Raw genomic sequence first — 23,615 nt, 5'->3', positions numbered from 1 at the left:
GAAAACGAAGTCGCCGATGATCCAGGACAAACCCACGGTAGGCGTCGTGGTCCCGATGTTTAATGCCGAGCGAACCATTGGTTCTACCCTGATTAGCATCTGCCGTCAGAATTACCAGGCATTGGACATTATCGTGGTAGACGACGGATCGACGGACGAGTCCGCATCAATCGTGGCCTCATATGCCAAGAAGGATCACCGTATACGCCTCATAGCAAATTCGAATGGCGGCGTGGCGAACGCTCGCAACAGCGGTGCGGCTTCCACCAGCGCGGAGTTTCTGGCGTTTGTCGACGCCGACGATCTTTGGGCACCTTCCAAGATCGCACTACAGTTGCGCGCCTTGCAGGAAGGTGGCTCTTCGGCGGGCTTGGCCTATTGTTGGTTCGCGCATATCGACCAGGATGGTCGAGTATTCTCGCTGCGCCATCGGCCCGACGCCGAAGGTCATGTACTCCAGCGCCTGTGCAGACAAAATTTTGTCGGTAACGGCAGTTCGATGCTCGTACGTCGCTCCGCATTCGAGCGAGCGGGACAATTCGATCCGTCCTTGCGGGCCAGGAACGCACAAGGCTGCGAGGATCTTCTAATGTGCCTCAACATTGCGGAAACTTATGAGTTCCGGCTCGTCCCTCAGCACCTTGTCGGCTACCGAATGACGAACCTCAACATGTCAAGCGATGTCATGCAGATGCTTCGCTCGTGTGAAATTGTCCTTGCCGAATTTCGCGAAAAGTATCCGTCATTCGGGCGCGATTTCGATGCCCACTTGGTCGACATGATCCATTGGCTTGCCACAAGAGCTTTCATTGAGGGACGGTTTTTCGCGGCCGGCGAGCTGCTGAGGAGGCTTTTTGTGACGGAGCCGGGCGTTGCGATCTCCCGCCTGCCCAATATGCTGGAAGAATATTGCAGGGCCCGACTGGTTCCTCGATGGCTCAAGATGCGCGTGAGACGAATGCGAAACGACAAGAGCGAATTTCGGCCTCTCTATAGCGAATTGAGCTGGTGAAGATGTCCGACATGCCGAGTCGGCGCGCAAATTTGTTGAGCGCAGAACTGTACAAGCTGTTTGGCCCGGATGGCTGCGCAGGTATCCGCCACGTGGATTTGGATACCCAAGTCAGTCCCGAGGATTGCGATTCTGGAATGATCGTGTTGTGGCGCGGCGGGCTTCCGGTCGGGCATTTGCTCAGAGGGAGCGACGGTGAGTGCCGCACTATGCCGATCACGGCCGCTGCAGGTCCAACGCTTACTCCACCGGTTCTGCCGAGCGCCAGCGTGGTCATATGCACACGCGACAGGCCGAAAGAATTGCGGCGCTGCCTCTCCTCGCTTCCCCAGCAAAGTGTCCCGCCGGCAGAGATCATCGTTGTCGATAACGCATCGACAGGTAGCGAAACGCGCGAGGTAGCACTCGCTGCCGGCGCAATCTACGTCCGCGAGGATCGACCTGGTCTGGACATCGCTCGCAACCGGGGCGCCCAGCGTGCATCCGCGGAAATCGTCGCCTACACTGACGATGACGTCCTGCTTCACCCGCAGTGGCTTGAGCAGCTGATCACGGCGTTCGACAGGCCTTCGACCGGCGCGGTGACAGGCCTTGTACTGCCAGCAGAACTTGCCACCGAAGCACAGCGCTATTTCGAGACGTTCTGGAGCTTCGGGCAAGGCTACAGGCCGCAATTGTTCCGCGCGGCCGACTTTGCCTCTAGCAGGCACGAAGTGTTCCCGGCATGGAAAATCGGTGCCGGTGCAAGCATGGCCTTCCGGCGCGACGTGTTTGACCGCGCGGGGCTGTTTGACGAGCGCCTTGACGTCGGCCAGGCTGGATGTTCGGGCGACTCTGAATATTGGTATCGGCTGCTTGCCAATGGATATGACTGCCGTTACCAGCCAACCTCCGTCGCATTCCATTTCCACAGGCGGACTATGGAAGGCCTGGCCAAGCAAATCTATTTCTACATGCGCGGTCACTCGGCCGCGTTGCTCGTCCAGCATGAGCGGACTGGCGTGAAGGCGAATTTGAAACAGGCTTTCAAATGGAAGCCACTCTGGTACCTCGGCAGGGTCCGCAGAAGGCTGCTTGGATGCAGGAGCGCTGAGGATCGATTCATTTGGCATGAAATCGCCGGCTATGCTTCAGGAATCCTGTTCTACCTCCGAACCAAGCGCGTGTAAGGACGACGTGGCGGACAATCCCTCGGTTTCAATCGTAGTGCCTGCGCGGAACGCGGAGCTGACACTGGCACAAGCACTCGATTGTCTCATCAATCAAGACATTACTGATTGGGAGGCGATCATCGTCGACGATGACTCGAATGATCGTACTGCCGCAATCATCGCCAGTTTTGTTGGGCGCGATGCTCGATTTCGCACGGTGAACTCCTCTGCCCATAGCGCCGCCGGCGCGCGCAATCAGGGGATCTCGTCAGCGCGCGGACGCTGGCTAATGTTCCTGGATGCCGACGATTGGGTAGACGCCAGCTTCCTTGCCAAAATGCTGGCCGCATTGAAAAACGCTCCCGATGCAGTGGCCGCTTATTGCGGTTCTCGGCGCGTGATGCCCGATGGCGCACTCACCCCGTCGAGCATCGCCCCCGAGGTTGCGATCCAACCCTTCGAGACATTCGCGCGCCGGTGCGCCATCCGTACTCACGCGCTGCTGATCGACCGGGCGACGATCGTCGAGTTAGGCGGCTTCGATGTGTCGCTGGCCACCTGTGAGGACTGGGATTTGTGGCAGCGCGTCGCACGTCTCGGGAACCGTTGGGTGATGGTCGACGAGCCGCTCGCCTTCTATCGGGCCAGCCCCAATTCGCTCACCCGAAATTCGACGCAGATGATATCAGATGCGGAGATCGTGATTACCCGCGGCTTTTCTGCCGACCCCAGAGTCAAACACCCAGCGTCTGCACACGCCAAGGGAGCGAACCCGTTGGACGGCCGCGCCGCTTGCGAAGCACTCGCGTGGTTCGCCTTGTGGAACGCTGCGTCGGATTGCGGCAGCGGCGGCGGCTCGATCCCCTCGCGGATCCTGCGCGCGCTCCCGGCCAGATACGAATGGGCGCCTGAGATCGCTAAGGTGGTCTTCGACGGCCTGATGGTAGGAAGTCTATCGACGCCGCAGCAATTGGCCGCCAGATGGGACAGGTTCGGTGGCCCCCTCACCGACTTGGTGATTGAACTCAGCAATCTCTGGAGCGACCCTGCCGCCGGCCGCCGCGTACAATATCATCTTGACCAAATGCTCCTCGACTTCGATGATCTTGCCGCACCGCGCAGGCTGGCGCGAACGCTGGGGATACGCGTCGATGTTCGGCATCCGGGCTCGACCGAACTTCCGGAGGGGATCGATCAATTTTATGTCTACCTAATGATGGAAGGGCAGATCGAAGCTCTCGTGCAGTTCGGTGTACTCGGGAGAGTGACAAGGCGTCATTGGATTGAATTGATCCTGGCTTTCGTGCCCCCTGAGCGGCTTCTAGGCAATCTCTCCGGCCATAGCCGCATGGCGTCCCGCTTCTGGAAGCGTGTCGCGCGGCTTGCGAGGCGATCGCCTGTAGATGCACCGCAAAAGGGCGCCGGTGCCGACAAGTCAAACATGTCTGCAGCCGAGGCATTGTTGTCCATGGCGCGACGCCGGTCTGATCAGGACAGCCATTTCGGCAAACTCGCGGGATTGGCCGCGGAAGCGCAGGCGCTGGTTCGGTCGAGCGCCGAAACTAAAGAGCCTTTTGCAGCGCCGCGCCGTGCACGGGCCGCGGATGGGCGCGACAATGACCGCACATCTTTCTGGAATCGCCATTTTGCGATCGAGGATCCCTGGAACTACGGTTCGCCCTATGAGCAGGAAAAATATGAGCGGCAGCTCGAAATTCTGCCTGCCGGTCCCATCGGACGGGCGCTTGAGCTGGCCTGCGCGGAGGGCCATTTCACGCGGCAGCTGGCGCCGCGCGTGGGCCATTTGATCGCGACCGATATCTCCGCTATTGCCATCGAGCGGGCGCGCGCGCGCTGCAGACACCAGTTGAATATCGAATTCAGGGTACTGGATTTTCTTGCGGATGCACTGCCAGACGGGATGGATTTGATCATCTGCTCGGAAGTGCTCTATTTCCTGGACAATCTCGACGAGTTGCGGCGCGTCGCCTCAAAGATCGTCGAGGCGTTGGCGCCCGGCGGCAGTTTCATCAGCGCGCACGCCTTCGTGCTTCGTGACAATATGGAACGGACAGGCTTCGATTGGGACCACAAGTTCGGCGCGCAACTAATTTCGGAGACGCTGGCCGCGACCGAAGGCCTCGTCCTTGAGCGATCGATCCAGACCGATCTCTATCGCATCGACCGCTTTCGCCGCCTGTCCCCGGCAGAATTTGCGGCGGATCCGACGCTCGACCACCTCCCCATCCGCGCGGCCATCGAGACGGACGTCGCGCGAAACATCGTCTGGGGCGGGGCACGGGCGCTGCGCGGTGAGGTTGCGCGTAGCGAGCGGCGGCAGCGCATTCCCGTTCTCATGTACCACGGCGTCTCCGATGAAGGTCCGGCCGCACTCGCCCGTTTTCGGCTCGCGCCCGCCGCATTCGCCAGCCAAATGGCATGGCTGCGCGCCAATGGCTTTCACGCGATCATGTCAGAGCAGCTCGAATGGTTCATTGCCAACCGTCACCCTTTCGTGGGCCGTCCGGTGCTCATCACCTTCGATGACGGCTTGCAGAACTTTGCCGACCATGCCTGGCCAATCCTGCGGGCCAACGACCTGACGGCCGAAGTCTTCCTGGTAACGGACTTCGTGGGTGAACGTGCACAATGGGATGCCGACAGCGGTCCCCCGGCACCACTCATGGACGCCGAGACCGTTCGACGCCTTGCCGGCGAAGGTGCCTTCTTTGGGAGCCATCTGGCGACGCATCGCGCCATCGATGGCCTTTCGAGCTCCGAGCTGGCCGCTGAGTTGCTGCGCTCGCGTATGTTCGTCGAGCGGTGGACCGGGAGGCCAACGACGGCATTCGCGGCGCCTTTCTCCGTCACGGACCGACGGCTGGGCAGGCTGGCCAAGGAATGCGGCTATCGAATCGGCTTCGGCGGCAGACACGGGCCGGCGGACCTCGATTGCGATCCAATCGACCTTCCACGCATCGAGGTGCGTGGGGACCGTTCGCTCGATGACTTTGTCGCCATGGTAGAGGCGGTGCTCGAATGAACGGCAAACTCGTCAGCGTCATTATCCCCGCTCACAATGCGCAAGATACAATCGACGAGACGCTCCGCAGCGTTCGGTCCCAGTCTCACCGCGCGCTCGAGATTATTGTCGTCGACGACGGCTCGCGCGACCAGACTGTCACCATCGCCCGACACCACATGGAGGTCGACCCTCGCGTGCGGCTGATCCGGCAGGCTAACGCCGGCGTGGCCGCCGCCCGCAATACGGGTTGGCAAGCGGCGCAATCCGATCTGATCGCATTCGTCGATGCCGACGATCTCTGGGCGCCGACCAAGATTGAGCGGCAATTGGCCGCGTTCGATCGGGCAGGCGAGAAAGTGGGGCTCGTCTACTGCTGGTATCGAGTCATCGATGCTCAGAGTGCGGTAACGGATGATCAGCATCGGCCAAACTGGCGGGGCGATGTGCTTGAGCGCCTTTTCCACGGCAATTTCGTTGGCAATGGCAGCGCAGCCTTGGTACACCGGCAGGCCCTGATAGACGCCGACGGTTTCGAGGGTGGGCTGCGCGAGGCCGGCGCGCAGGGTTGTGAAGATATCCTCTTCTATTGTCGCGTTGCCGAAACCTACCACTTCGAAGTCGTCGAAGAGCCGCTGGTGGGATATCGCTATCTACCGGGAAATATGTCGAGCAACATGACCCGCATGCTGCGGTCCTGGATGCTGGTGGTGGACGAGATGCTTGGCCGCCACCCGGATGCGGCAACTACGCTGCGTGAAGGCCTGCATTTCTATTCGGCATGGCTCCTGGAGCGGACGTTGCGCCTGAGGCACCCCCGCTATGTGCTGCCGATCCTGTCATTGCTGCTTCGCCGTCATCCCGCGATCGCCATGCGGATAATCGCCGTGGATTTGCCCCTGATCATAGCGCATTTGGCCAAGCGCGCTGCGACGAAACTGCTGCGCGGTCGCATGCCTGTCCGCCCACGCGTTACCGTGCGCTTCCCGATCGGGGAACTGAAATGAGCAAAGGGAAAGGAGCCATACGCCGCGGTGCGGTCCGTGCTTCGTTGCGCGATCTTTCGCATTTGCTTCGCATCGTTGGCAAGCCGCGCTGGGCGACGCCCGCTCTGCTCGCTGTTGGCTTTCTGTCATCCTTGGCCGAGACGCTCGGCATCACCCTGATCCTGCTGTTCCTCTATTTAGTGTCCAGCCGAATCACGGATGCTGGAAATGGCCTTCAGGGCCGAGCGCTGGGCCTGGCAGTCGCCTGGCTCGGTAGTCCTACCCGGCTCGCCTTCGCGATCCTCCTACTCATCTTCGCTCGTGGAGCGCTGGCGCTGCTGTATTCGTTGATAAGCTCCAGCATCGGCGAACGGATCAGCGAGCGCGTGCGCAACCTCGTCCACGAACAATATCTCACGGTCGCGTTCGGATCCATCCAACAGCACGAGCAATCGCAACTCATGGAGGTGCTCGGGACCGAATCGTGGCTGGTGGCGCAAGCGTATGGCGCAGTGACCCGACTCATCATCAACAGCTGCTCTATTTTCGTGTTCGCCGTCTTTCTCTTCACGATCTCCTGGAAGATCCTGGTGATCGCAGCCCTTGGCTCAATCGCGATCTCGGCGATCTTGCGCATCTTTTCGCGACCCGCGCGGGACCTGGGACATCGGGTGAAGAAAATCCATCAATCGCTCGGCGAGCATATGCTCATGACACTCCAGGCGTTGCGCACCATCCGCGCCTACGGACAGGAGGCGCTACACCAGCGTCGCTTCGTGCAATCGTCGGCGGCCGCGCGCGACGCATCGCTGTCCCTGATTCGCCTTTCGTCCTGGATCGGCCCAGCGACCGAGATCGGCTATCTGGGAATGTTGGGCTCCATCGTCCTGGTCTCCGGGTGGTGGCATATCAGCTTCGAGGTAACGCTGGCCGCTGTGGCCCTCCTCTATCGGCTGCAGCCGCATACGCAGGAGTTCGAGAGCAACCTGCTGTTTCTGGCGCAGATGCAGCCGCAACTGCGCTCGGTGTTGGAGATGGTCCAGTCCGAGGACAAGGAATATCCATCGCAAGGCACCATCGCACTCGGGAATTTGAACGCGAGTATCGTTTTCGAGCACGTGAGCTTTGGCTATGATCAAAATGCGCCGGTGCTCACGGACCTGTCGTTCGATATACCAGCCGGAGAAACCACGGCGCTGATCGGCGCAAGTGGCGCTGGCAAGACGACGATCGTGAACCTCCTCTTACGGCTGTACGAACCGACCTCTGGCGACATCAAGATTGACGGCACCCGGCTGCAGGACATCAGGCGGGACGACTGGCTGTCCAAGATCGCCGTAACGGGTCAGGACGTCGACCTCGTCGAGGGCACGGTGGCAGACAACATCCGCATGGCCAAAGCCGACGCGTCCCAAGAAGAGATCATTGTGGCTGCCCGCAGTGCCGGCGTCGCGTCATTCGTCGAAGACCTCCCCGATCGCTACGATACCTGGATCGGGCAGGAGGGGCTGCGATTTTCCGGCGGCCAGCGACAGCGCATTGGCCTGGCACGAGCTGTATTGCGCAATCCGGACTTCCTGATCCTGGATGAGGCCATGAACGCACTCGATACCGCGCTCGAGGATCAAGTACGGCGTGCGATTGACAGGCAGCTTGGCAAAAGGACAATTTTGCTGATCACGCACCGCATAGAAACGGCGCGTGATGCAGGCAACGTCATTTGGATAGAGAACGGCAGAGTCAACAGCCAAGGACCTGCCTCCGTCGTTGTTCCTCAATACCAAGGTCGCCAGCACGAAATCGTATGTGCCTCTGACGCTGAGGACAAAGGATGATGGCCCTGCTCTATTTTTCTTCAGTTGCCCTCAACGCTGACGCGCGTCCAAACCCGGAGCCTCTCCATCGCCTCCGTCCGGCGCCGACAGTGAATCGAGAGCTGGTCGGCCGGTCTTTGCTGCTCTCTCGGCCACGGCAGCGTGGCGGACCTGTCATAATCGGCTACGGTACCAGGCCAGCGCCGTCTCGACGATCCTGTCTATTCCGGATTGCTCAGGCACCCAGCCAAGTTCCCGCTGCGCCTTGTCGGCCGCGGCCACAAGCGCTGGCGGGTCACCTGCCCTGCGCGGACCGTAAACCGCAGGAAGGCGCGATCCCGATGCCCGGCTGACCGCATCCACCAGCTCCTTCACCGTCGTTCCAGCTCCAGTCCCGAGATTGTAGACGTGGACACCCTTGTCGCGCAGCAGCTTCTCCCCTGCCAGGACGTGAGCACGTGCGAGATCGGTGACATGGACATAGTCCCGCACCGCGGTTCCATCGCGGGTATCGAAGTCGATGCCATTGATGGTAAAAATCCGGTCCCGCCTGACAGCCGCCTCAATAGCGAGGGGTATGACGTGTGTTTCCGGTTCATGCCGCTCGCCGACCTCGCCGTCGGGATCGCATCCGGCCGCGTTGAAATACCGGAGCACGACCGCGTCGAGGCCATGGGCATAGGAGAGATTATCCACCATCCGTTCTATGATAAATTTCGACCATCCATAGGGATTGATGGGCGACTGCGGATGCGTTTCGTCAATCGGAGAGCGAACCGGAACTCCATACGATGCGCATGTGCTGGAAAAGATCAGCTTGCCCACGCCGACCTTCAACATCTCCTCGAGTAACACCAGCGACCCGAAACTGTTGTTTCGGTAGTAGAGTCCGGGATTTTCGACTGACTCGCCCACATAGGCGTAGGCGGCGAAATGCGCCACCACATCAGGCCGATATTGTCGTAGAGCCGCCGACACGGCCTCGGCGTCGGAAATGTCGCCTTCGACAATCGGTCCCCATTTAACCGCGTCGCGCCAACCGCGCGAGAGATTATCATACGTGATCACCGACCAACCCGATTCGGCGAATGCCTTGCAACAGTGTGATCCGATATAGCCGGCCCCGCCGGTGACCAAGACGGTCTTCATTCGGCAGCGGCCGGCCGTACATAGCCCGACGAAACCAGGCCTTCAAAATAGGCAATGGTCTTGACAAGGCCGTCCCGCAATGCGGTTCTTGGCTCCCAATTGAGTTCGCGCAAGGCGCTCCCGATATCGGGCTGTCGCTGTCTAGGGTCGTCAACGGGCAAAGTCAAAAAACTGATCGACGACCGGCTTCCAGTAAGTTCGATCACCAGATTGGCGAGTTCTAGCATCGTGAATTCGACCGGATTGCCGAGATTGATCGGACCAGTAAGATCGTCAGCCGTCTGCATCATGCGAACCAGACCGTCGATGAGGTCGTCGACATAGCAAAATGAACGTGTCTGCTGGCCAGTGCCGTACACCGTGATCGGTTCGTTCAGCAGGGCTTGGACGATGAAGTTGGAAATGACGCGGCCGTCGTCCGGACGCATCCTAGGGCCATATGTGTTGAAGATGCGCGCTATCTTGATCCGCAGACCGTGCTGTCGCCGATAGTCGAAAAAGAGGGTTTCAGCACATCGTTTGCCCTCGTCGTAACAAGAACGGGGTCCTATTGGGTTTACCCTGCCCCAATAATCCTCGGTCTGCGGGTGAACGTCAGGGTCGCCGTAAACTTCGGACGTCGACGCCTGAAGGATCTTCGCGCGAACCCGTTTGGCGAGCCCTAGCATGTTGATCGCCCCGTGGACGCTGGTCTTGGTCGTCTGAACCGGATCGAACTGGTAGTGAACGGGGCTCGCAGGACAGGCAAGATTGTAGATCTCATCAACTTCAACGTAGAGTGGAAACGTCACGTCATGGCGAATGATTTCGAAGGAATGATTGTCGAGCAAATTGGAGACGTTTCTTCGGCTTCCGGTGAAGAAATTATCGACACAGGCAACTTCGTGACCTTCACCAAGCAGTCGCTCGCACAAGAACGATCCCAAAAAGCCCGCGCCTCCAGTCACCAGGATCCGCTTTGCCTGTGGCATTTTCGGGTCTCCAAGACAAATTAGCCAAGCTCACAATCTCGCTTCACCGTAGCCCGATCTACCGGGGTCTGCTTTCAATTTGCGTTACCAACAAGACATTTTTGTCGAAACGCGACCCGTTCCCGATGTCCGCGGCGGAAGAAGGCTGGGTTCGATTCAGATTAGCGGTCGTGGGTCAGTTTGAAATTCCGAGCCGCTTTCCCATCGTTGTTGCCCTTGGGATCGTGTGCGGTCTGCCCGCCGGGCGCGATCATCAGCCTGCCTGTGGCATATTAAGAGCCGCACCTACAGGTCGGACACATGGCGCACCAGCCAGCAACTGCAGAGCGCTCAAATAGAACCCTTGCCAACGGAGAGCCGTCCATACACGGCCCAATTTTGAGCCTCAGGGCGGTGGTGACTGGAACGCGCAGCATGTCGGTCGGCCGACTTGACCGCCTACGCTCTCGAGCCCACCTTCTCGATGGCCCGAAAGATCGCTAGCGCACTGCTCTCGAAATGCTCGCTGTACTGGATCTTGCCGGGCCGTGCTCAACGAGCTGCCACAGCGCCTGCTTGCGCTGCAGCAGGGGCAAGGAGGTTAGATTGCGACCGTCGAGATGGAGGATATCGAACGCGACGAACACCAGCCGGCTCGGTTCGAGCCAGATCGCAGCTTCCTGCGCAGGTCAATGGGGAGCGCCCTGCTCGCCTGGAACAATGACCTCGCCGTCGATAATGGCAGCCCGGCATGGCAGTTCGGCCGCCAGCGCGATGGGCCAGTATTTCGTGGCCCAGTCACGGCCGTTCTTGCTGTATAGACGCACGCCGCCTTTATCGATGATGATCTGCGTTCGGTAGCCGTCAAGGTTGACCTCCTGAAGCCATCCCTCATCTTCGGGCGGCTCCGTGACCCGAGTCGGGATCTGCGGCGGAATGAACTCCAGCTGGCCGCCGTTCACCTTGGCACGCTTACTCAATGACGCCACCTTTGATCGCGCGGCGGCTGATCGGCACAGACAGCCCGACATCCCCCCAACTTGGACGCCTGCCGCCTGTGCCGAGCCCCCGCCGAGCCATTGCGAGCATCTGCGCACGAGGCCGGATTGTCGTTAGCTTGGCATCCAAATACTTATCCTGGTGTACATATTCGCTGTAGGCGCCGCGCTCCTGCACCTTCTCACTATCGGTGCGGAGCTCCCGCATCGTCCCGGCTGACCTATACTATCTCGGGTTGCCGCAAGCCCACGCAGTCCCTTGGCAAATTTCGGGACCTGGTCAGTCCATCAAAAGCACCACAGCGGGATGCAGCTTCTTCAGATTCGGCAATGATTTCGACTGCCAGGGTATGTCGGGCGTTCCACGCACGACGAGTCGAACATCGGGATGCTTGCGCACCTCGATGGTAAATTTCGCCAGCAGGTTGATGCCGGAAGAGTTGAGAAAGTGAAGGTCCTTCAGATTGAGCGTAATGGAAGCGGGTTTCGAGGCAAGAACACTGGTCGCCAAAGCCGTGATAGGCGCACCGGCCTCGGAACTGGCAAGCCGCATTGCACCGTCGAAGAAAATTTCGCTTCCTTCAGTCCACACACGATAGTCGTCTGTCTTGATTTCCATAGCCTGGCTTCGTTTCTTCTAGTTGTGAATTTGCGAGATCGGAATGGAGGCATATGTCTCCACGCAGATCCGATCGCTTTCGTCGGCGGCGCTGAATATCCAAGCCAGGCGTGCGCCGTAGTCACTCATCAACGTCAGCAATCCAAGTCCGGAGCCTCCTACGTCGGGGTTGGCGGCATTGGCTTCAATTCGCTGTATCAGCAGGTCCATGGGGTCGCCAACCGTGATGTCCGCCAGGAGACTTTGGAACTCAGACGCATCTTCACCATCGACGTCATTCGACACTTTCAGCTTGAAGCACTCCGAATCCATCGACGCCTCGATCAAGATCTCACCCGGTGCGCGAAACTTGACGGCATTTTCGATGAGTTCGTTGACCAGATATCCAATGCTGTGCCGCACTTCCATGTAGTCATTGCGGGACGACCGGAAGCGCAATGCGAAAAGATCGGCGATGAAGTCCGAGGTCGTGGCACAATGACGCCAACTCAAGTCGAGAGGTCCGTCGAACAGCCGCACGCGACTGACGCTCTCCTTCATCCCGATTGCAACGTCAGGGGTCCCGAACAGCGTTGTCATGGCTATGTGTGCCTTATGATCACGAGGGTGATGTCGTCGTGGATCTTCTGGATCCCGATATGGGCCATGAGATCCTCGATGATCCCGGTTTTGATTTCCTCGGCGCTCCCGCCTTGACGTCTTCGTGCGCTCTGGCAGAGGCGCTCGAACCCGAACAGCCTTCTGTCTTGGTCTTCCGCCTCGGTCACACCGTCGGTGTGCAGCACGATCACGTCGCCACTGCCGAACAGGATGTCGCGCGTGGCAATGAACTTCGAGATGTCATTCTCCAGGCCAACCGGCAGACCCAGATCCATCGTATCGATGCGTTCGACGTCCCCGTCCGCACGCACGACGAGAACGTCCTCATGCTGGCCGGATAGCGTTACCCGCTCATCCTCGAAGTCAAGGAAGGCCAGCGAGAGATGCTTTCCGGTGTTCGTCCGCTCGATGTTCTTGTAGATCGCTCTGTTCAGCCGATCCAGAAACTGGTGCGGATCCGCCTCGCTGGTCTCCTGCAGCGCGCGTGCAACAGATTGGACCATCAGCATCAGCACGCCGCTCTCGAGACCATGACCGGTCACGTCGCCGATGCCGATCTTGACCCGTGACCCGTTCTGCAGGACGTCATAATAGTCACCGCCGACCTCGTCGGCCGGCCGCATATAGGCCGCGATCTCCAGCCCCGGAATCGCTTCGAGTTCGAATTGTTTCGGCAGGACCATCATCTGTATCTGCCTGGCGACCGCGAGTTCGGCGCCAAGGCGGACGTTCTCGTCCTGCAGCTTTTCGTTGAGTGCGGAAATCTCCTGATTGGCGTCCCCGAGTTCCCTGGTTCGTTCGTCGACGAGTTGCTCGAGGTTTTCCGTGTGAAAGCTGATCTGCTCGGCCATCCGGTTGAAAGCGATTCCTGCCGCTCCAACCTCGTCGCGCGTCGGAATGTTCACGCGGACTGAATAATCTTTGGACTGGAGCCGCTGGGCGGCGCTGGCAAGTGCCCTGAGGCCCGCGGTGATCCGTTTCGAAATTCCGAGCACGGCCGCAAAAACAATCAGAAGCGAAACGGCGATCGCCGCGATCTGAAACAGCAGGATACGATTGGTTGCGCGAGAAATACTCTCCTGCGCGGCGAACAGGGATGCATAGATCTCCCGTTCGGGAACGACGATCCCGACCGACATCGTTTCGGACTTGATCGGTCCCGAACTCCACAAGTTGGTCGGCTTCAATCTCTTGAGGACAACAATATAGGGAACGTGTTCGCCCTTATTGTCGAGCATGATATGCTGAATGACACCGTCATTGTTCTTGTCTAGAGGTAGTGACGCGATAGCCGGCTGCGTACTTCCCCGCAGAGACCTTTCCAAGCCGGTGACGCCCTGCGTGCCCGCATCGCTCGATGAAGTCAGGCCGATGATCGCCTGGCCCGACGGATTGATCGCCACCACGTTGCCAGTCGACATCGTGAGGAAGCCGAATCCGGTTTCAGCGATCTTCACCCTTTCGACGACTTTCGCGAGCTGATCGAGAGTGATATCTGCTCCCGTCGTACCGGCGATACCGGTGCGATCGCGCGTCCAAAGCGGGTGGAAAAAGCTGACGATCAACTTTCCCGTGATTGCATCGGTGTAAGGCGCCGTCTGGGTAATATCGTCAGGGACCGGACGTGAGGCGGGATCCCTGGCCCATTGCTGCCATGAACCATAGATTCCCGGAAAGAAGAACTCCCAGAATTCCGCCTTGTTGTGACCTGGATAGAGTCGGTCGAAGGTCTGTGCCTGATCCGTATACGGTACCGTCCGGAAGATCGGCCGTTCCTTTGGACCAATATAGTACATCTGCAGTTTGGACGACCCGCTGGCCATGAGAGTCGGCGCGACGAGATCGATCAGAGTACTGTCTTCTATTTCCTGCCGAACGCTGGGCAGCGGACTGTGGTCGGCGCCCAGCAGGTAGCCCCAGACGCTTACCACGGAAGGCGCGCCCGGCAGATTCTGCGCCCAATCGCCCTGCGCGTTGTAGACAACCTTCACGGAGCCGGGCGCCTCATGCGAAAGCGTGGCGCCGACCTGTTGCTGCCTCCTCGGATCGTCGATCTGGGCCTGCAGCACGCCAGCGAGCGCCTTGACGTCCCCGTGAACCCGATCGAGCAGCAGGTCAACGCTCAACGCTGTCGACTCGGCATAGGAACGAATGTATTCCTGGTTTGCGTTCGTCAGGCCCTCACCGACTTCCGAGGTGGCGTCGCGCGACAGCTTTTGAACGTTCCAAAGCGCCAGACCACCGCTCAGCAGGAGGTCGAACAGTACGGCGCCGCCAACGACCAATACGAATTTCGCTCGAAAGGAGCGCAGGCCGAAGCGCGGTGTAGGCTCGTTATCGGCTTTCATTGTGGCCGTCGCCCCGATGCGACCCAGATCGGCCAACCCGCATAACCCTTGGGGTGTAGTGCAGCGAAAATGTGATCCTGGAAGCCCTGCCGGAACCGTGCGACGAACTCCGGTCCGTCACCGCGTCTGCTCGCCATCTCCCCGGCATAGACATCCGCCCAGGCCGCAATGACGTCGGCGAAGTCCTGCGGATCGCCGTCCAGGTTAGTGACCATGAAGGTCTCCACAAGGATGTCTTCGAATCCGGCTTCCACCAGGTATCGCCGACTCTTGGGCCCAAACTCGACGTCCATCTCGAAATGCCCGAACAGCTTCGCCACCTCGTCGTAGGTCCAGCGAATGCTTTCGGCGCGCGGCTCGCCGAGGCAATGCGAATTCTTCTCGTTGGTGATATAGACCCGACCGCCTGGCTTGCATATGCGGTAGAGCTCCTTGAGGATGAGTTCAGGTCGATTGAAGATTTGAAGCGAATGTCGGCAAGTGACCAAGTCGAACTGCGCTTCGTCGAGCAGCATCTCCGACGCATCGCCATAGGTGTACTCGATGCCCCGGATATCGAACTCCCGCATCACTTGTCGAGCATAGTTCAGGCTTGACATGGAGTGGTCGAGGGCGACGATCCGCGATGGCTGGAACTCCTTCTGCGCGAGCACGGCGAAATCACCGATCCCGCAACAGATGTCGGCCATGACGATGCCGGGCCGCATGCCGTGTCGCGGCAAGATTGCGCGCTCGTGGCGCCAAGTCATCTTTGTCTGAGTGCGCAGGATCGGTACGAACCCTCCTTCCTCAAGGAAGCCCTGCCCCGGATAGAATTCGGTGTCATACTCCTTGACCGTTATGTTCGGTTCTATTCCGCTCAGGCGACCGAATTTTCGCGAGGTCCATCCGACGACGCTTGATGTGATGACCACGAATTTGAGATCGGGTCGAGCGCGACAAGCGTCGATGATGATCCTCGATAAGGTGTGAAACGCAGCGTTGTTCATCTGCGTCAGGCGCCTGACATTGACGTAGAGAACGCCGCGCACACGGCCAATCGCATCGCGAAGCAATGCTATCGCGGGCCCAAGCTCATCGATCGCCTGAGGCCGGACCACTCCCGATATGGAGAACTCCTGGTTGTTCGCGTCGTATTGCGCCTTGAAGCGCGGGAGAAGGTCGTAAGGGTTCAATTTTGAAAGCCCTCGAGCGGAAGATCCACGACAAGCTTGATTGCATCGCCGTCGGCCTCCTCGGTCCAGAGTGTCGCGTTGTAGTCGACAGCCAGTTCCAGGAGTACGACCTCGCGGCTAGGCGCGAGATCCCCAGACAAGGAATTGAGGTATCGTTCTCTGGCCTCTATTCCAGCAACTTGCGATACGGCTTCTTCGTAGAATTGGCGCTCCTCCGGCACACAAGGAATTGTCAACTCGATCCTATCCGTCGCGCCATGGCGAGACACCCTGCATGCCAGTTCGCCTTCGGCATGGCGCGTACGAAAGGCGACTTCCAGCAATTCGTTGAAGGCAGAGGAAAAGAGATTTGCATGATGGACCGAGTCTGACCTGTTTTGACTGATCATCCGGGCCATGTATGTCGAGACATAATCGCAATGTTTCCAAGCGGAGACAAAAGCTTTGATCTCCAAGTCGATCTGGATCATCGGCTCAAAAGTCGGCTCGCCAGTCAGATCATGATGAACGGGTCCCATCGGCATCTCACTTGTTCCATCAGTATTGAGGCCTCGCGGGCCTCCGCGAAGAAAAATTTCACCGCGCCCTTGATGAGTCAGTCTCGCACCCACTCGAAGCTATGCACGGTATCTGCCTCGATCGTTCTACAAATCTCGACTTCACCGTTAACAAAGGTGCAAGGCGCTAGAGCGCTCGATTTGCCTCCCTCGCTCGTACCACCCTCAGCGGGGACCGCTTGATGAAATCGCTGATGGCCTCGGCTCCAAGCGGCTTTCCCAGGAAGTTGCCTTGCAGGCAATCGCAATTCTCCTTGATCAGCCACCGTGCCTGTGCCGACGTCTCCACCCCCTCGGCAGTGACATTTATTCCCAGGCCGTGCGCCAGATTCATGATCGATCGCACGATCGTTTGGCTTTTGAGATCGGTCTCCAAGTCCGCAATAAAGTACTGATCGATCTTCAAAGTATCGAAGGGGAAATTCTTAAGGTAACTTAATGATGAATAGTATGTCCCAAAATCGTCGAGCGAAATTCGTATTCCCAAGACGTTCAGAGTATTTAAGGTGTCGATATTATCGATCGTCTTCTCAAGAAGAACCTGCTCGGTTATCTCGAGTTCAAGTCGGTCAGCCCGGATTCCAACTGAGTCGATGATTTGAGCAACCGTATCCGTTAGCGAACCGCTAAGGAACTGAGCCGGCGACACGTTCACTGCGACCGTCAGCGAGGAAGGCCACGTCAATGCTTGGCGACAGGCTTCCTCGAGCACCCATCGTCCAATCTCGTCCATCAGACCGTCCGCCTCGGCGATCGGTATGAACACGCTGGGTGGAATGATTCCGACCTCGGGGTGCCGCCACCGCAGTAACGCTTCGAATCCGATCACCGACGCGGGAGGTCGAATGAGCGGCTGATACTCAAGATAAAGCTCGCCGCGCTCCAGCGCGGTTCGAAGGCTGCGCCTCAGATTCTCGCGTTGCTCGAGCAAGAGCAGCATCGAACGGTTGAACGTTCGAGCGCAACCGCGTCCATCCGTCTTGGCTGCGTAAAGAGCAATGTCGGCGGCTTTCATCAACTGCTCGCCGTCGGTCCCGTGCTCCGGCCCGAAAGCAATTCCGATACTCGAGCCGACGAAGACGGGAATGCCGTTGATGACAAACGGTTCCTTGAACGCATCGACAAGCGATCCAGCGAGGCGCTCGGCTTCCGCGGGCTGATCCTTTCCCAATTGGATGACAGCGAACTCATCGCCGGCATACCGATACGCAGATTCGCCGTCCTGCAGCGCGTCGCGGATTCGACCTGCCGCGAGTTGAAGAAGCGTATCGCCTGCTCCATGACCGAGCGTGTCGTTGACCGCTTTAAAATCGTCGAGGTCGATTTGCAGCAGGGCGGCTTTCGGCTTTGGTCCGCCGATGGCCGCCAGTGCTTGCTGCAGCCGTTCACCGAATCGCCGCCGATTCTGCAGTCCGGTCAGCACGTCGTGCGTTGCCTGATGGAGCAGAACTACATGCTCCTGCTCTTCCGCCGCGCTCCGCCCGCCGCGTTCCCTTGATTCGATGATTCCCACACCATTTGCAGTGGGGAAGACGAAAACGGACCGGGGCGCTTCGCCTGATGATGACGGCAAGTCGATGCTTGCCGGAGAGCCGCCCTGGAACACACGAAGGAAATCGTCGCGATACCTCGCATTGAGAAAGCTCGGGTAGATCTCCCATACGGCGGCGCCCAGCGCCACCGCGCCTCCGTACACGCCCTTGAGCCTGGTTGCGTAGTGCGTCAGGCGGAAGTCGCGGTCATAGATTGACAAAAGTTCGGTCGTGTTCGCCAAAAGGTCAGCGAGTATCCCATCGCCGGCACGTGGAGCATCGCTCGAGGAAGGCCCCTCACTCTCCGTGCCGACGCCTGATGCCTGTGGGCGCAAGAGCCACCTCCATAGGCGGTGCAAATTCGCGCCCCCAATCTAGGAATAGCATAACTGTCAACCTTAGCAAACTTTCCACTCGCAGTCTTAACAAGTGCCGCATGCAGCGCAGTTGCAATGTATGCTCCGTCGTGACTGGCGACAAATTATCGGTAACGTCGAACAGTCACAGTTCGTTAATAAATCGCGAATTGGCGGGAATCAGCTATGTGATTGATGGCGCGGTGGACGCGACACGAAGATATTGTGCGGCGTGGTCTTCCCCGCCCCGGCAAGCCTGTTTTGGGCCCGCCCCATCAGCATCGCCGATCCTGTACTCAGCTTCCGAGCGCTTTGAGCCAACCTTCAAAGGAAGAGGCTTTCTCCTGTCCGGCAAGCGAAACAGAGTTGGCGGGGCGCGGCAACACCACAGTGCTGCGGCCTTCGCGGGGGCTGTAACCGAATTCCTTGCTGAATGCCCGGCTGAAATTAGCCGCTGAACTAAACCCGAAGGCTTCAGCAATTTCAACAATGCGCCGGCTGTCCGCCGGATCGCTTAGCGCAACATGGGCTGCCAGAAGGCGGCGACTTTGTATGTAATGGAGAACACCACCGCTTGGTTCGAACAACTGATAGAGACGAGAGCGCGAGACGCCGAGCGCCCGGCACATCGAATCCGGTGTCAAATGAGCCGCATCCAGATGGTGGTGGACGTATCGACGCGCTCGCTCCATTAGCGCGACACCCGTCAATTGTTCGACGGCCGCAGCCTGTTCCGCCGGAGGCCCGAGGCAGGCAATAATCATGCTGCGTGTTGCGTGCACGATGCGGGGCAGATCGTCAGCCGTGAGGCTGCGCAGTCTTGCTTCTATGCCATTGACGTAGTCGAGCAAGAGGTTGGCAAAGTTGCCGGACAGAATTGAATTGTTCTTGGCGTCCAGGGTTGCCGCCGCATCGGCGAACAAATCGCGCGGCAAATAGAGAAAGAGACTTTCGGAGTCCGTTGTCCTCCCGCGAAACGGGTAGCCAAGCGATCTGATCTCCAATTTGCCCGGCTGGTTCTCCGCTACGCGGCGATCGACCTCCGTCCACGACCGGCCAGTACGTGGAAAGGCGATATACCAGTGATCGATCGAGCTGGACCGAAGCTTCGCGGCAGAACGCATATAACTATGTGCCGGTGCGCGCTGTTGAACGATCAGCATGCCACCGAGATTCCAAGCCGTGTGGTCCGCGGGAAAGCCATCGTTCAGCGATTTGTCATCCGGCAACCTGACCTCTATCAGCGGCGCCATATGCGCCTGCCAAGCGGCTAATTGATCCTTTGGCGCTAGTTCGAGCGTTGAAAAGGACAGAGGTTCAGACACCGACGCGAGCGACGAAGCGTCCTCATTGTGGGACTGACCTTCGCGTGGCCAACGACGCCGATCGAGGTCCCGCGGCTGCCTCGCAGGGGCCTCGTCTCTCCTCTTAGTGTCCATCGCGTGGTGCCATATCCGAATCGGCTATGCCCCATGCCCCTCTCAATCATGTGATGTACTTCAGGATCTGGCAAGGCTGGTGAACTCGAGTCGACTGAAACGGCGATCAAGCTGGTTTACGGAAGAAATGCATTCCGAGATAAGTTTCTGGATGGGAAGCTAACGACACTCTTCAACTTGGTACGTATAGAATCGGTCGTCGTGAAATTAGTTGAGGAGTCCACCGAAATGACCGCAAAGCTCGACAGCGAAGCTCGTCGCAGGACAATTCTTGATCAATACAGTAAATTTGGTTGCATGCGAACTCCGAAAGAGGCGGCGGAATTCCGGCAAGGATTTCATGTCCCAGAACAAAGCTGGACGTCTAGAGCTCGCGAGCGCGCGCTGATTTTAGGATTATTGAAAGTACCAGTCAGCGAGTCACCTCATTTCAACAAACGCCCCAGCGGTTCATCAGCAAAAAGAGGCCCGCCGCAACCACGGGCAGCGGGCCCTGAAAGGTTCGCACAGATGCTGCGTCCGCGTTTCGCTCGCACCTGCCTCAGCCATATTGATCTGGCTATTTGTGAAAGCGTGTTTGATCAGGTTTGCGCAGATGATCTCATCGACCCTTTAAGCCGGGACGCCGAGGCCTTAGCGGTGGCAATTGTCGCAGTCTTCCGAAACATTACTACCAACGAGCGCGAACTGCTGGAGGACGTTAGGTCTTTTCGTCCCTCAAAGGGCTCAGAGACGGCCCACTAGCTTGGCGGCGTTGGGAGGCGAATTGTTAGCCCTACTTTGGCATAGCCGGATTCGCATCTGTATTGGCCATTGACGCCCGCCAAAGTGTAGCCACAGCGCTTGTGAAGGGGATGGAAATGGGTTTAGCCCAAGACTTGTCTGATGTTGCCCTCACATTCGATTGTCCGGATTGCTCGCATCCGGCGGTAAGGAAGGGCTCTGCGCTAAGAACGATCGCGCACTTCAGATGCAACGGGTGCAACGCCAAGGTGCGGATCACTTATCCGCAGAAGGTAGCGATCTTTGAAAAGCACAAATTAGCCGCCCAAGGGGCAGTGCGATAAACCCCCAACGCTGCGGGCGTGATACCTCTTGGCATGTCCTTGGGCGGTGGCCCGGCATGTTCCCGGAAGCGCTTCCACAGCCGCTCCCGCATCTCGCCCGGCCAGAGCACGCGGCTTGAGCAAGCCGGCGCCATCAAGGTCTTCTCCGACGTCAATTCCGGCAGGAGCATGGACCGGCCGGGCTTGGCCGAGCTACTAGATTATGCCCGCGCTGGCGACACCCTGGCCGTCGTGCGGCTCGACCGGCTCGGACGCTCGCTGGCGGAGCTGCTGGAAACGGTGAAGATGCTGCGGGGGCGACAGATCGACCTTCTCAGCCTTGAGGAGAAGATCGATACGTCCTCGGCGCCGGCGAGTTGATCTTCCACGTGTTCGGCGCCATCGCTCATTTCGAACGACGGCTGATCTCGGAATGCACGAAAGACGGGGTGGCTGCTGCACGGGCGAAAGGGAAACGACCTGGGCGACAACCGCTCGACCTGAATCAAGCTGATCAAGGCCGAGGTATCGCCGGCTGAAGCTGCGCGGCAATTGGGTCTCGGCCGATCGACCGTTTATCGGGAAATGAGACGACTGGGCATCAGTCGGCCAGCGTAGCGAGCATTTCCAACGCTTGCAAACTCTCGCGCTGGGGAACTCAAGGGCAAATAGTGACCGAAGTCGACCTTCGCCGTCTCGGTCTTTATGGCTTCATAACTGCTCATTCTGGCCATTCGCATTGCCGGCCGCAACATCGAGCGGGCGCGACAGCAGTGGGTCCCTATGGCGCATGGACCATAGCTACCGGTGGCGAAACCATCTTCCTTCCCTACCTGTCGGGTGGAGTTCCGTCAACGGGAGTGCGAGATCCTTAATAAATCGTTGACGCAATGGCACCTACGGTGCTGCCAGACCTTGCTCAGATGTCACGGACTACCGGGATGATGTCAGTCATCAACATGATCGAAAGCGCAGCGGTAGTCATTCTCGCCGTGCTTTTCCTCGCCTTTCTGGGTGACCGTCTCGAGCGTTCCTTCTGGGCAAAGAGCATCGTCTTCGGGATCGTGTTCGGCGCGACCGGACTGATCAGCATGGCATCGCCGGTCGAATTCGCCCCCGGGTATTTTGCTGATGGGCGCAACGTCGTGATGGCGTTCTCTGGTGATTGCAAGGGCTGGGCGCGTCGACAATTTGCCTCAGGCGGCGTTTGTCCTATCGTCGGATACCATACTCTCGTTGATTGACTCAGTTCGCGATGGAACAGAACGCAAAACTGCACGGCGAAGGCCCGCGAGTGCATTGCTTGCACAGCTAAAGCCGCTCGATGCAAGCGTTGTGAAGATGCGTCTTGAGCCTCGGTCTCAAGAGGAGACTGTTGGCGGACGCGGACGTGTATTTTAGTCGTCGTTCATGTCGCGCTATTTGATGAGCTCCCAGTGCATCTTTGACGTGATCAAGAGGCGTAACCTCACCGCTGAACTTTGGTTAGAATCCGCAGACTCGCGCGGCATCTATGCAGACGATATCTGCATCAGTGCAGTGACGCCCATGACCATCAGATGGCAACTTGAACAAGCGCTCACGGCGGCACGGGCAAAGCCCGAAGCCGCCGTGCATCCCGTGCCGGTGATCAGAGACTTCATCGACCAGGCAAGCAGGCTGTTCGAAGATTTCGCGCGCGATGACCGGATCATTGCGATGGACCATCGGATCGCCGCACGCTGGGGGGATTTGCTTGACATGAGGATCACATATTGACACCCCGACGGTCGGCCATTCGATGTGCCTAGCGCGACAAAGGTTGAGATCGCAACAGCGTTGGTTGGGAGGGGAGATTTCCCATTTGTCTACGTGGACTACCATCAGGATGGGCACGCAGAAATCCCGGGGCTCACGGTAGAAAATCCTGAAGACTTTGTTCGCAAGTGAAATGGCGCAGTCCGCTCCCAATAGATTTCAGATCTTGGCACTGAGCGGTGGGGGCTACCGAGGGCTCTTCGGCGCCGAGTTTCTCGCCGCATGCGAGTCAAAGTTCAACGTTCGGTGCAATAACCGCTTCGACATCATTTCTGGAACCTCTATCGGCGCGCTTCTTGCTGCCGGCCTTTCAGCATCCGTTCCAGCGACGACATTGGCGGCAATAATGAAAGACTACGGACCGTCGGTCTTCGCTCGTGGTATCGCCACTGGGGTCAAACGGCTTGTGGTCGCGGCACTCTATAGTCCGGTTCCAATCCTTGAGGCTATTCGTAAGACGCTCGGCAAGCCCGTTGCCGAAACGCTACTCAGCGACTACGAACCTCCGCTCATCATCACGGCCATCAACTAATCCACAGGCGAAACGAGTATCTTCCGTTCCAAAGGCATTGCGGGGAAAGCGGCCAGCGCAGTGAGCATCGAAGATGCCATACTCGCAAGCGCGGCGGCGCCGACTTTTTTTCCGACGAAGAAGATTGGCCCTAGCGAGTACATTGACGGTGGTCTCGTAGCGAACGCACCAGATATCATCGCACTTCTCGACGCTTTGAACTTCTGTCACGCGCGGATGGAGGAGGTCTACCAGCTTTCGATCGGCACCGCGTCACGTCGGCAAGGTTCCGCAGTGCATGATAAATCTCGAGCTCCCGGATCTTTTTCATGGATAGCGCGCCGTGGTCTTATCCAAACAATAATGGCAGCCCAAGAACATTTGGTGCTGTCTCAGATGAGCAGCCTCCTTCGAAATCGATTTCTACGCATTGACGAAGAACCTGCGCAGTTGTGTGCGTCAAGTTCTGCAAAATGGCGTGGCATTGCGTTGACGTCGGCGTGTCCGCCGCGCAGCCCCCGTGTTTAGCGGAGCGGCGGACACATGACGGTGC

Annotated in this window: 18 protein-coding genes and 3 pseudogenes; 11 read left to right on the top strand and 10 right to left on the bottom strand. The window is 58.6% G+C overall.

The features are described 5' to 3' along the window. Positions 1–16 precede the first annotated feature (16 nt). The 5 genes from NKH04_RS26280 to NKH04_RS26260 are packed head-to-tail and all read left to right on the top strand — an operon-like array spanning position 17 to position 8,006. The gene (locus NKH04_RS26280; RefSeq protein WP_352980968.1) at positions 17–1,012 is read left to right on the top strand and encodes a glycosyltransferase family 2 protein; all 996 of its coding nucleotides are present in this window, start codon (positions 17–19) and stop codon (positions 1,010–1,012) included. A 2-nt stretch (positions 1,013–1,014) separates the two neighbouring features. Further along, a complete protein-coding gene (locus tag NKH04_RS26275) occupies positions 1,015–2,181 on the top strand; it encodes a glycosyltransferase family 2 protein (RefSeq protein ID WP_352542858.1) in 1,167 nt (388 codons plus the stop codon). After that, the gene (locus tag NKH04_RS26270; RefSeq protein WP_353045192.1) at positions 2,138–5,206 is read left to right on the top strand and encodes a trifunctional glycosyltransferase/class I SAM-dependent methyltransferase/polysaccharide deacetylase; all 3,069 of its coding nucleotides are present in this window, start codon (positions 2,138–2,140) and stop codon (positions 5,204–5,206) included. Before NKH04_RS26275 ends, NKH04_RS26270 begins: the two co-directional genes overlap by 44 nt. Continuing rightward, positions 5,203–6,192, top strand: coding sequence for a glycosyltransferase family 2 protein (locus NKH04_RS26265; RefSeq protein WP_352980966.1), 990 nt, complete (start codon positions 5,203–5,205; stop codon positions 6,190–6,192). Before NKH04_RS26270 ends, NKH04_RS26265 begins: the two co-directional genes overlap by 4 nt. Further along, positions 6,189–8,006, top strand: a complete 1,818-nt coding sequence (locus NKH04_RS26260; protein ID WP_353045191.1) for an ABC transporter ATP-binding protein — start codon at positions 6,189–6,191, stop codon at positions 8,004–8,006. The genes NKH04_RS26265 and NKH04_RS26260 overlap by 4 nt, the downstream gene beginning before the upstream one ends. Positions 8,007–8,159: 153 nt before the next feature. Here NKH04_RS26260 and galE read toward each other — a convergent pair whose 3' ends face one another. The 10 genes and pseudogenes from galE to NKH04_RS26210 form a co-directional block, all read right to left on the bottom strand. Next, a complete protein-coding gene (galE, locus tag NKH04_RS26255) occupies positions 8,160–9,134 on the bottom strand; it encodes a UDP-glucose 4-epimerase GalE (RefSeq protein ID WP_352542848.1) in 975 nt (324 codons plus the stop codon). Next, entirely contained in the window at positions 9,131–10,105 is a 975-nt protein-coding gene (locus NKH04_RS26250) for a UDP-glucuronic acid decarboxylase family protein (protein WP_352816292.1), read from the bottom strand. Before NKH04_RS26250 ends, galE begins: the two co-directional genes overlap by 4 nt. A gap of 479 nt (positions 10,106–10,584) precedes the next feature. Next, positions 10,585–11,046 (bottom strand): annotated as a pseudogene (locus NKH04_RS26245) (ATP-dependent DNA ligase). Positions 11,047–11,362: 316 nt separating this feature from the next. Then, positions 11,363–11,701, bottom strand: coding sequence for a slr1659 superfamily regulator (locus NKH04_RS26240; RefSeq protein WP_352542257.1), 339 nt, complete (start codon positions 11,699–11,701; stop codon positions 11,363–11,365). An 18-nt stretch (positions 11,702–11,719) separates the two neighbouring features. Further along, positions 11,720–12,280, bottom strand: coding sequence for a slr1658 superfamily regulator (locus NKH04_RS26235; RefSeq protein WP_352542258.1), 561 nt, complete (start codon positions 12,278–12,280; stop codon positions 11,720–11,722). A gap of 2 nt (positions 12,281–12,282) precedes the next feature. Beyond that, a complete protein-coding gene (locus NKH04_RS26230; RefSeq protein ID WP_352542259.1) occupies positions 12,283–14,649 on the bottom strand; it encodes a SpoIIE family protein phosphatase in 2,367 nt (788 codons plus the stop codon). After that, entirely contained in the window at positions 14,646–15,824 is a 1,179-nt protein-coding gene (locus NKH04_RS26225; RefSeq protein WP_352542260.1) for a methyltransferase domain-containing protein, read from the bottom strand. The genes NKH04_RS26230 and NKH04_RS26225 overlap by 4 nt, the downstream gene beginning before the upstream one ends. After that, positions 15,821–16,342 carry a ubiquinone biosynthesis methyltransferase UbiE gene (locus NKH04_RS26220; RefSeq protein WP_502906676.1) on the bottom strand — a complete coding sequence of 174 codons (522 nt, stop codon included), beginning with the start codon at positions 16,340–16,342 and terminating at the stop codon, positions 15,821–15,823. The genes NKH04_RS26225 and NKH04_RS26220 overlap by 4 nt, the downstream gene beginning before the upstream one ends. Positions 16,343–16,508: 166 nt before the next feature. Next, on the bottom strand, positions 16,509–18,155 hold the full coding sequence (locus tag NKH04_RS26215) for a putative bifunctional diguanylate cyclase/phosphodiesterase (protein WP_352816285.1): 1,647 nt from the start codon (positions 18,153–18,155) through the stop codon (positions 16,509–16,511). A 410-nt stretch (positions 18,156–18,565) separates the two neighbouring features. After that, positions 18,566–19,708 (bottom strand): helix-turn-helix domain-containing protein, encoded by a 1,143-nt coding sequence (locus tag NKH04_RS26210; RefSeq protein ID WP_502913449.1) that lies wholly within the window; start codon positions 19,706–19,708, stop codon positions 18,566–18,568. 228 nt (positions 19,709–19,936) lie between these two features. On the opposite strand from NKH04_RS26210, the gene NKH04_RS26205 reads away from it, so the two are divergent. The 6 genes and pseudogenes from NKH04_RS26205 (at position 19,937) to NKH04_RS26185 (ending at position 23,590) form a co-directional block, all read left to right on the top strand. Continuing rightward, the gene (locus NKH04_RS26205; protein WP_353045189.1) at positions 19,937–20,452 is read left to right on the top strand and encodes a hypothetical protein; all 516 of its coding nucleotides are present in this window, start codon (positions 19,937–19,939) and stop codon (positions 20,450–20,452) included. A gap of 356 nt (positions 20,453–20,808) precedes the next feature. Next, positions 20,809–21,293, top strand: a pseudogene (locus NKH04_RS26200) (recombinase family protein). After that, positions 21,259–21,372 carry a helix-turn-helix domain-containing protein gene (locus tag NKH04_RS33275; protein ID WP_502906675.1) on the top strand — a complete coding sequence of 38 codons (114 nt, stop codon included), beginning with the start codon at positions 21,259–21,261 and terminating at the stop codon, positions 21,370–21,372. The pseudogene NKH04_RS26200 and the gene NKH04_RS33275 overlap by 35 nt, the downstream one beginning before the upstream one ends. 323 nt (positions 21,373–21,695) lie before the next feature. Then, a complete protein-coding gene (locus NKH04_RS26195; protein ID WP_352542265.1) occupies positions 21,696–21,998 on the top strand; it encodes a LytS/YhcK type 5TM receptor domain-containing protein in 303 nt (100 codons plus the stop codon). 166 nt (positions 21,999–22,164) lie between these two features. Beyond that, positions 22,165–22,512, top strand: coding sequence for a PIN domain-containing protein (locus tag NKH04_RS26190; RefSeq protein ID WP_352542266.1), 348 nt, complete (start codon positions 22,165–22,167; stop codon positions 22,510–22,512). 172 nt (positions 22,513–22,684) lie between these two features. Beyond that, positions 22,685–23,590: pseudogene (locus NKH04_RS26185) on the top strand (CBASS cGAMP-activated phospholipase). The last annotated feature ends 25 nt before the right edge of the window (positions 23,591–23,615 follow it).

It is taken from the genome of Mesorhizobium sp. M1365 (assembly GCF_040317865.1).
GTDB lineage: Bacteria > Pseudomonadota > Alphaproteobacteria > Rhizobiales > Rhizobiaceae > Mesorhizobium.
The sequence above is the reverse complement of the archived record's forward strand: the minus strand, read 5'-3'. Positions and strand labels throughout refer to the sequence as shown.

Excerpts from the sequence above, each read along its gene's own strand:
- NKH04_RS26280 (WP_352980968.1), top strand. The coding sequence starts at position 17 with ATGATCCAGGACAAACCCACGGTAGGCGTCGTGGTCCCGATGTTTAAT.
- NKH04_RS26275 (WP_352542858.1), top strand. The coding sequence starts at position 1,015 with ATGTCCGACATGCCGAGTCGGCGCGCAAATTTGTTGAGCGCAGAACTG.
- NKH04_RS26270 (WP_353045192.1), top strand. The coding sequence starts at position 2,138 with ATGCTTCAGGAATCCTGTTCTACCTCCGAACCAAGCGCGTGTAAGGAC.
- NKH04_RS26265 (WP_352980966.1), top strand. The coding sequence starts at position 5,203 with ATGAACGGCAAACTCGTCAGCGTCATTATCCCCGCTCACAATGCGCAA.
- NKH04_RS26260 (WP_353045191.1), top strand. The coding sequence starts at position 6,189 with ATGAGCAAAGGGAAAGGAGCCATACGCCGCGGTGCGGTCCGTGCTTCG.
- galE (WP_352542848.1), bottom strand. The coding sequence starts at position 9,134 with ATGAAGACCGTCTTGGTCACCGGCGGGGCCGGCTATATCGGATCACAC.
- NKH04_RS26250 (WP_352816292.1), bottom strand. The coding sequence starts at position 10,105 with ATGCCACAGGCAAAGCGGATCCTGGTGACTGGAGGCGCGGGCTTTTTG.
- NKH04_RS26240 (WP_352542257.1), bottom strand. The coding sequence starts at position 11,701 with ATGGAAATCAAGACAGACGACTATCGTGTGTGGACTGAAGGAAGCGAA.
- NKH04_RS26235 (WP_352542258.1), bottom strand. The coding sequence starts at position 12,280 with ATGACAACGCTGTTCGGGACCCCTGACGTTGCAATCGGGATGAAGGAG.
- NKH04_RS26230 (WP_352542259.1), bottom strand. The coding sequence starts at position 14,649 with ATGAAAGCCGATAACGAGCCTACACCGCGCTTCGGCCTGCGCTCCTTT.
- NKH04_RS26220 (WP_502906676.1), bottom strand. The coding sequence starts at position 16,342 with ATGGGACCCGTTCATCATGATCTGACTGGCGAGCCGACTTTTGAGCCG.
- NKH04_RS26210 (WP_502913449.1), bottom strand. The coding sequence starts at position 19,708 with ATGGACACTAAGAGGAGAGACGAGGCCCCTGCGAGGCAGCCGCGGGAC.
- NKH04_RS26205 (WP_353045189.1), top strand. The coding sequence starts at position 19,937 with ATGACCGCAAAGCTCGACAGCGAAGCTCGTCGCAGGACAATTCTTGAT.
- NKH04_RS26195 (WP_352542265.1), top strand. The coding sequence starts at position 21,696 with ATGATGTCAGTCATCAACATGATCGAAAGCGCAGCGGTAGTCATTCTC.
- NKH04_RS26190 (WP_352542266.1), top strand. The coding sequence starts at position 22,165 with ATGTCGCGCTATTTGATGAGCTCCCAGTGCATCTTTGACGTGATCAAG.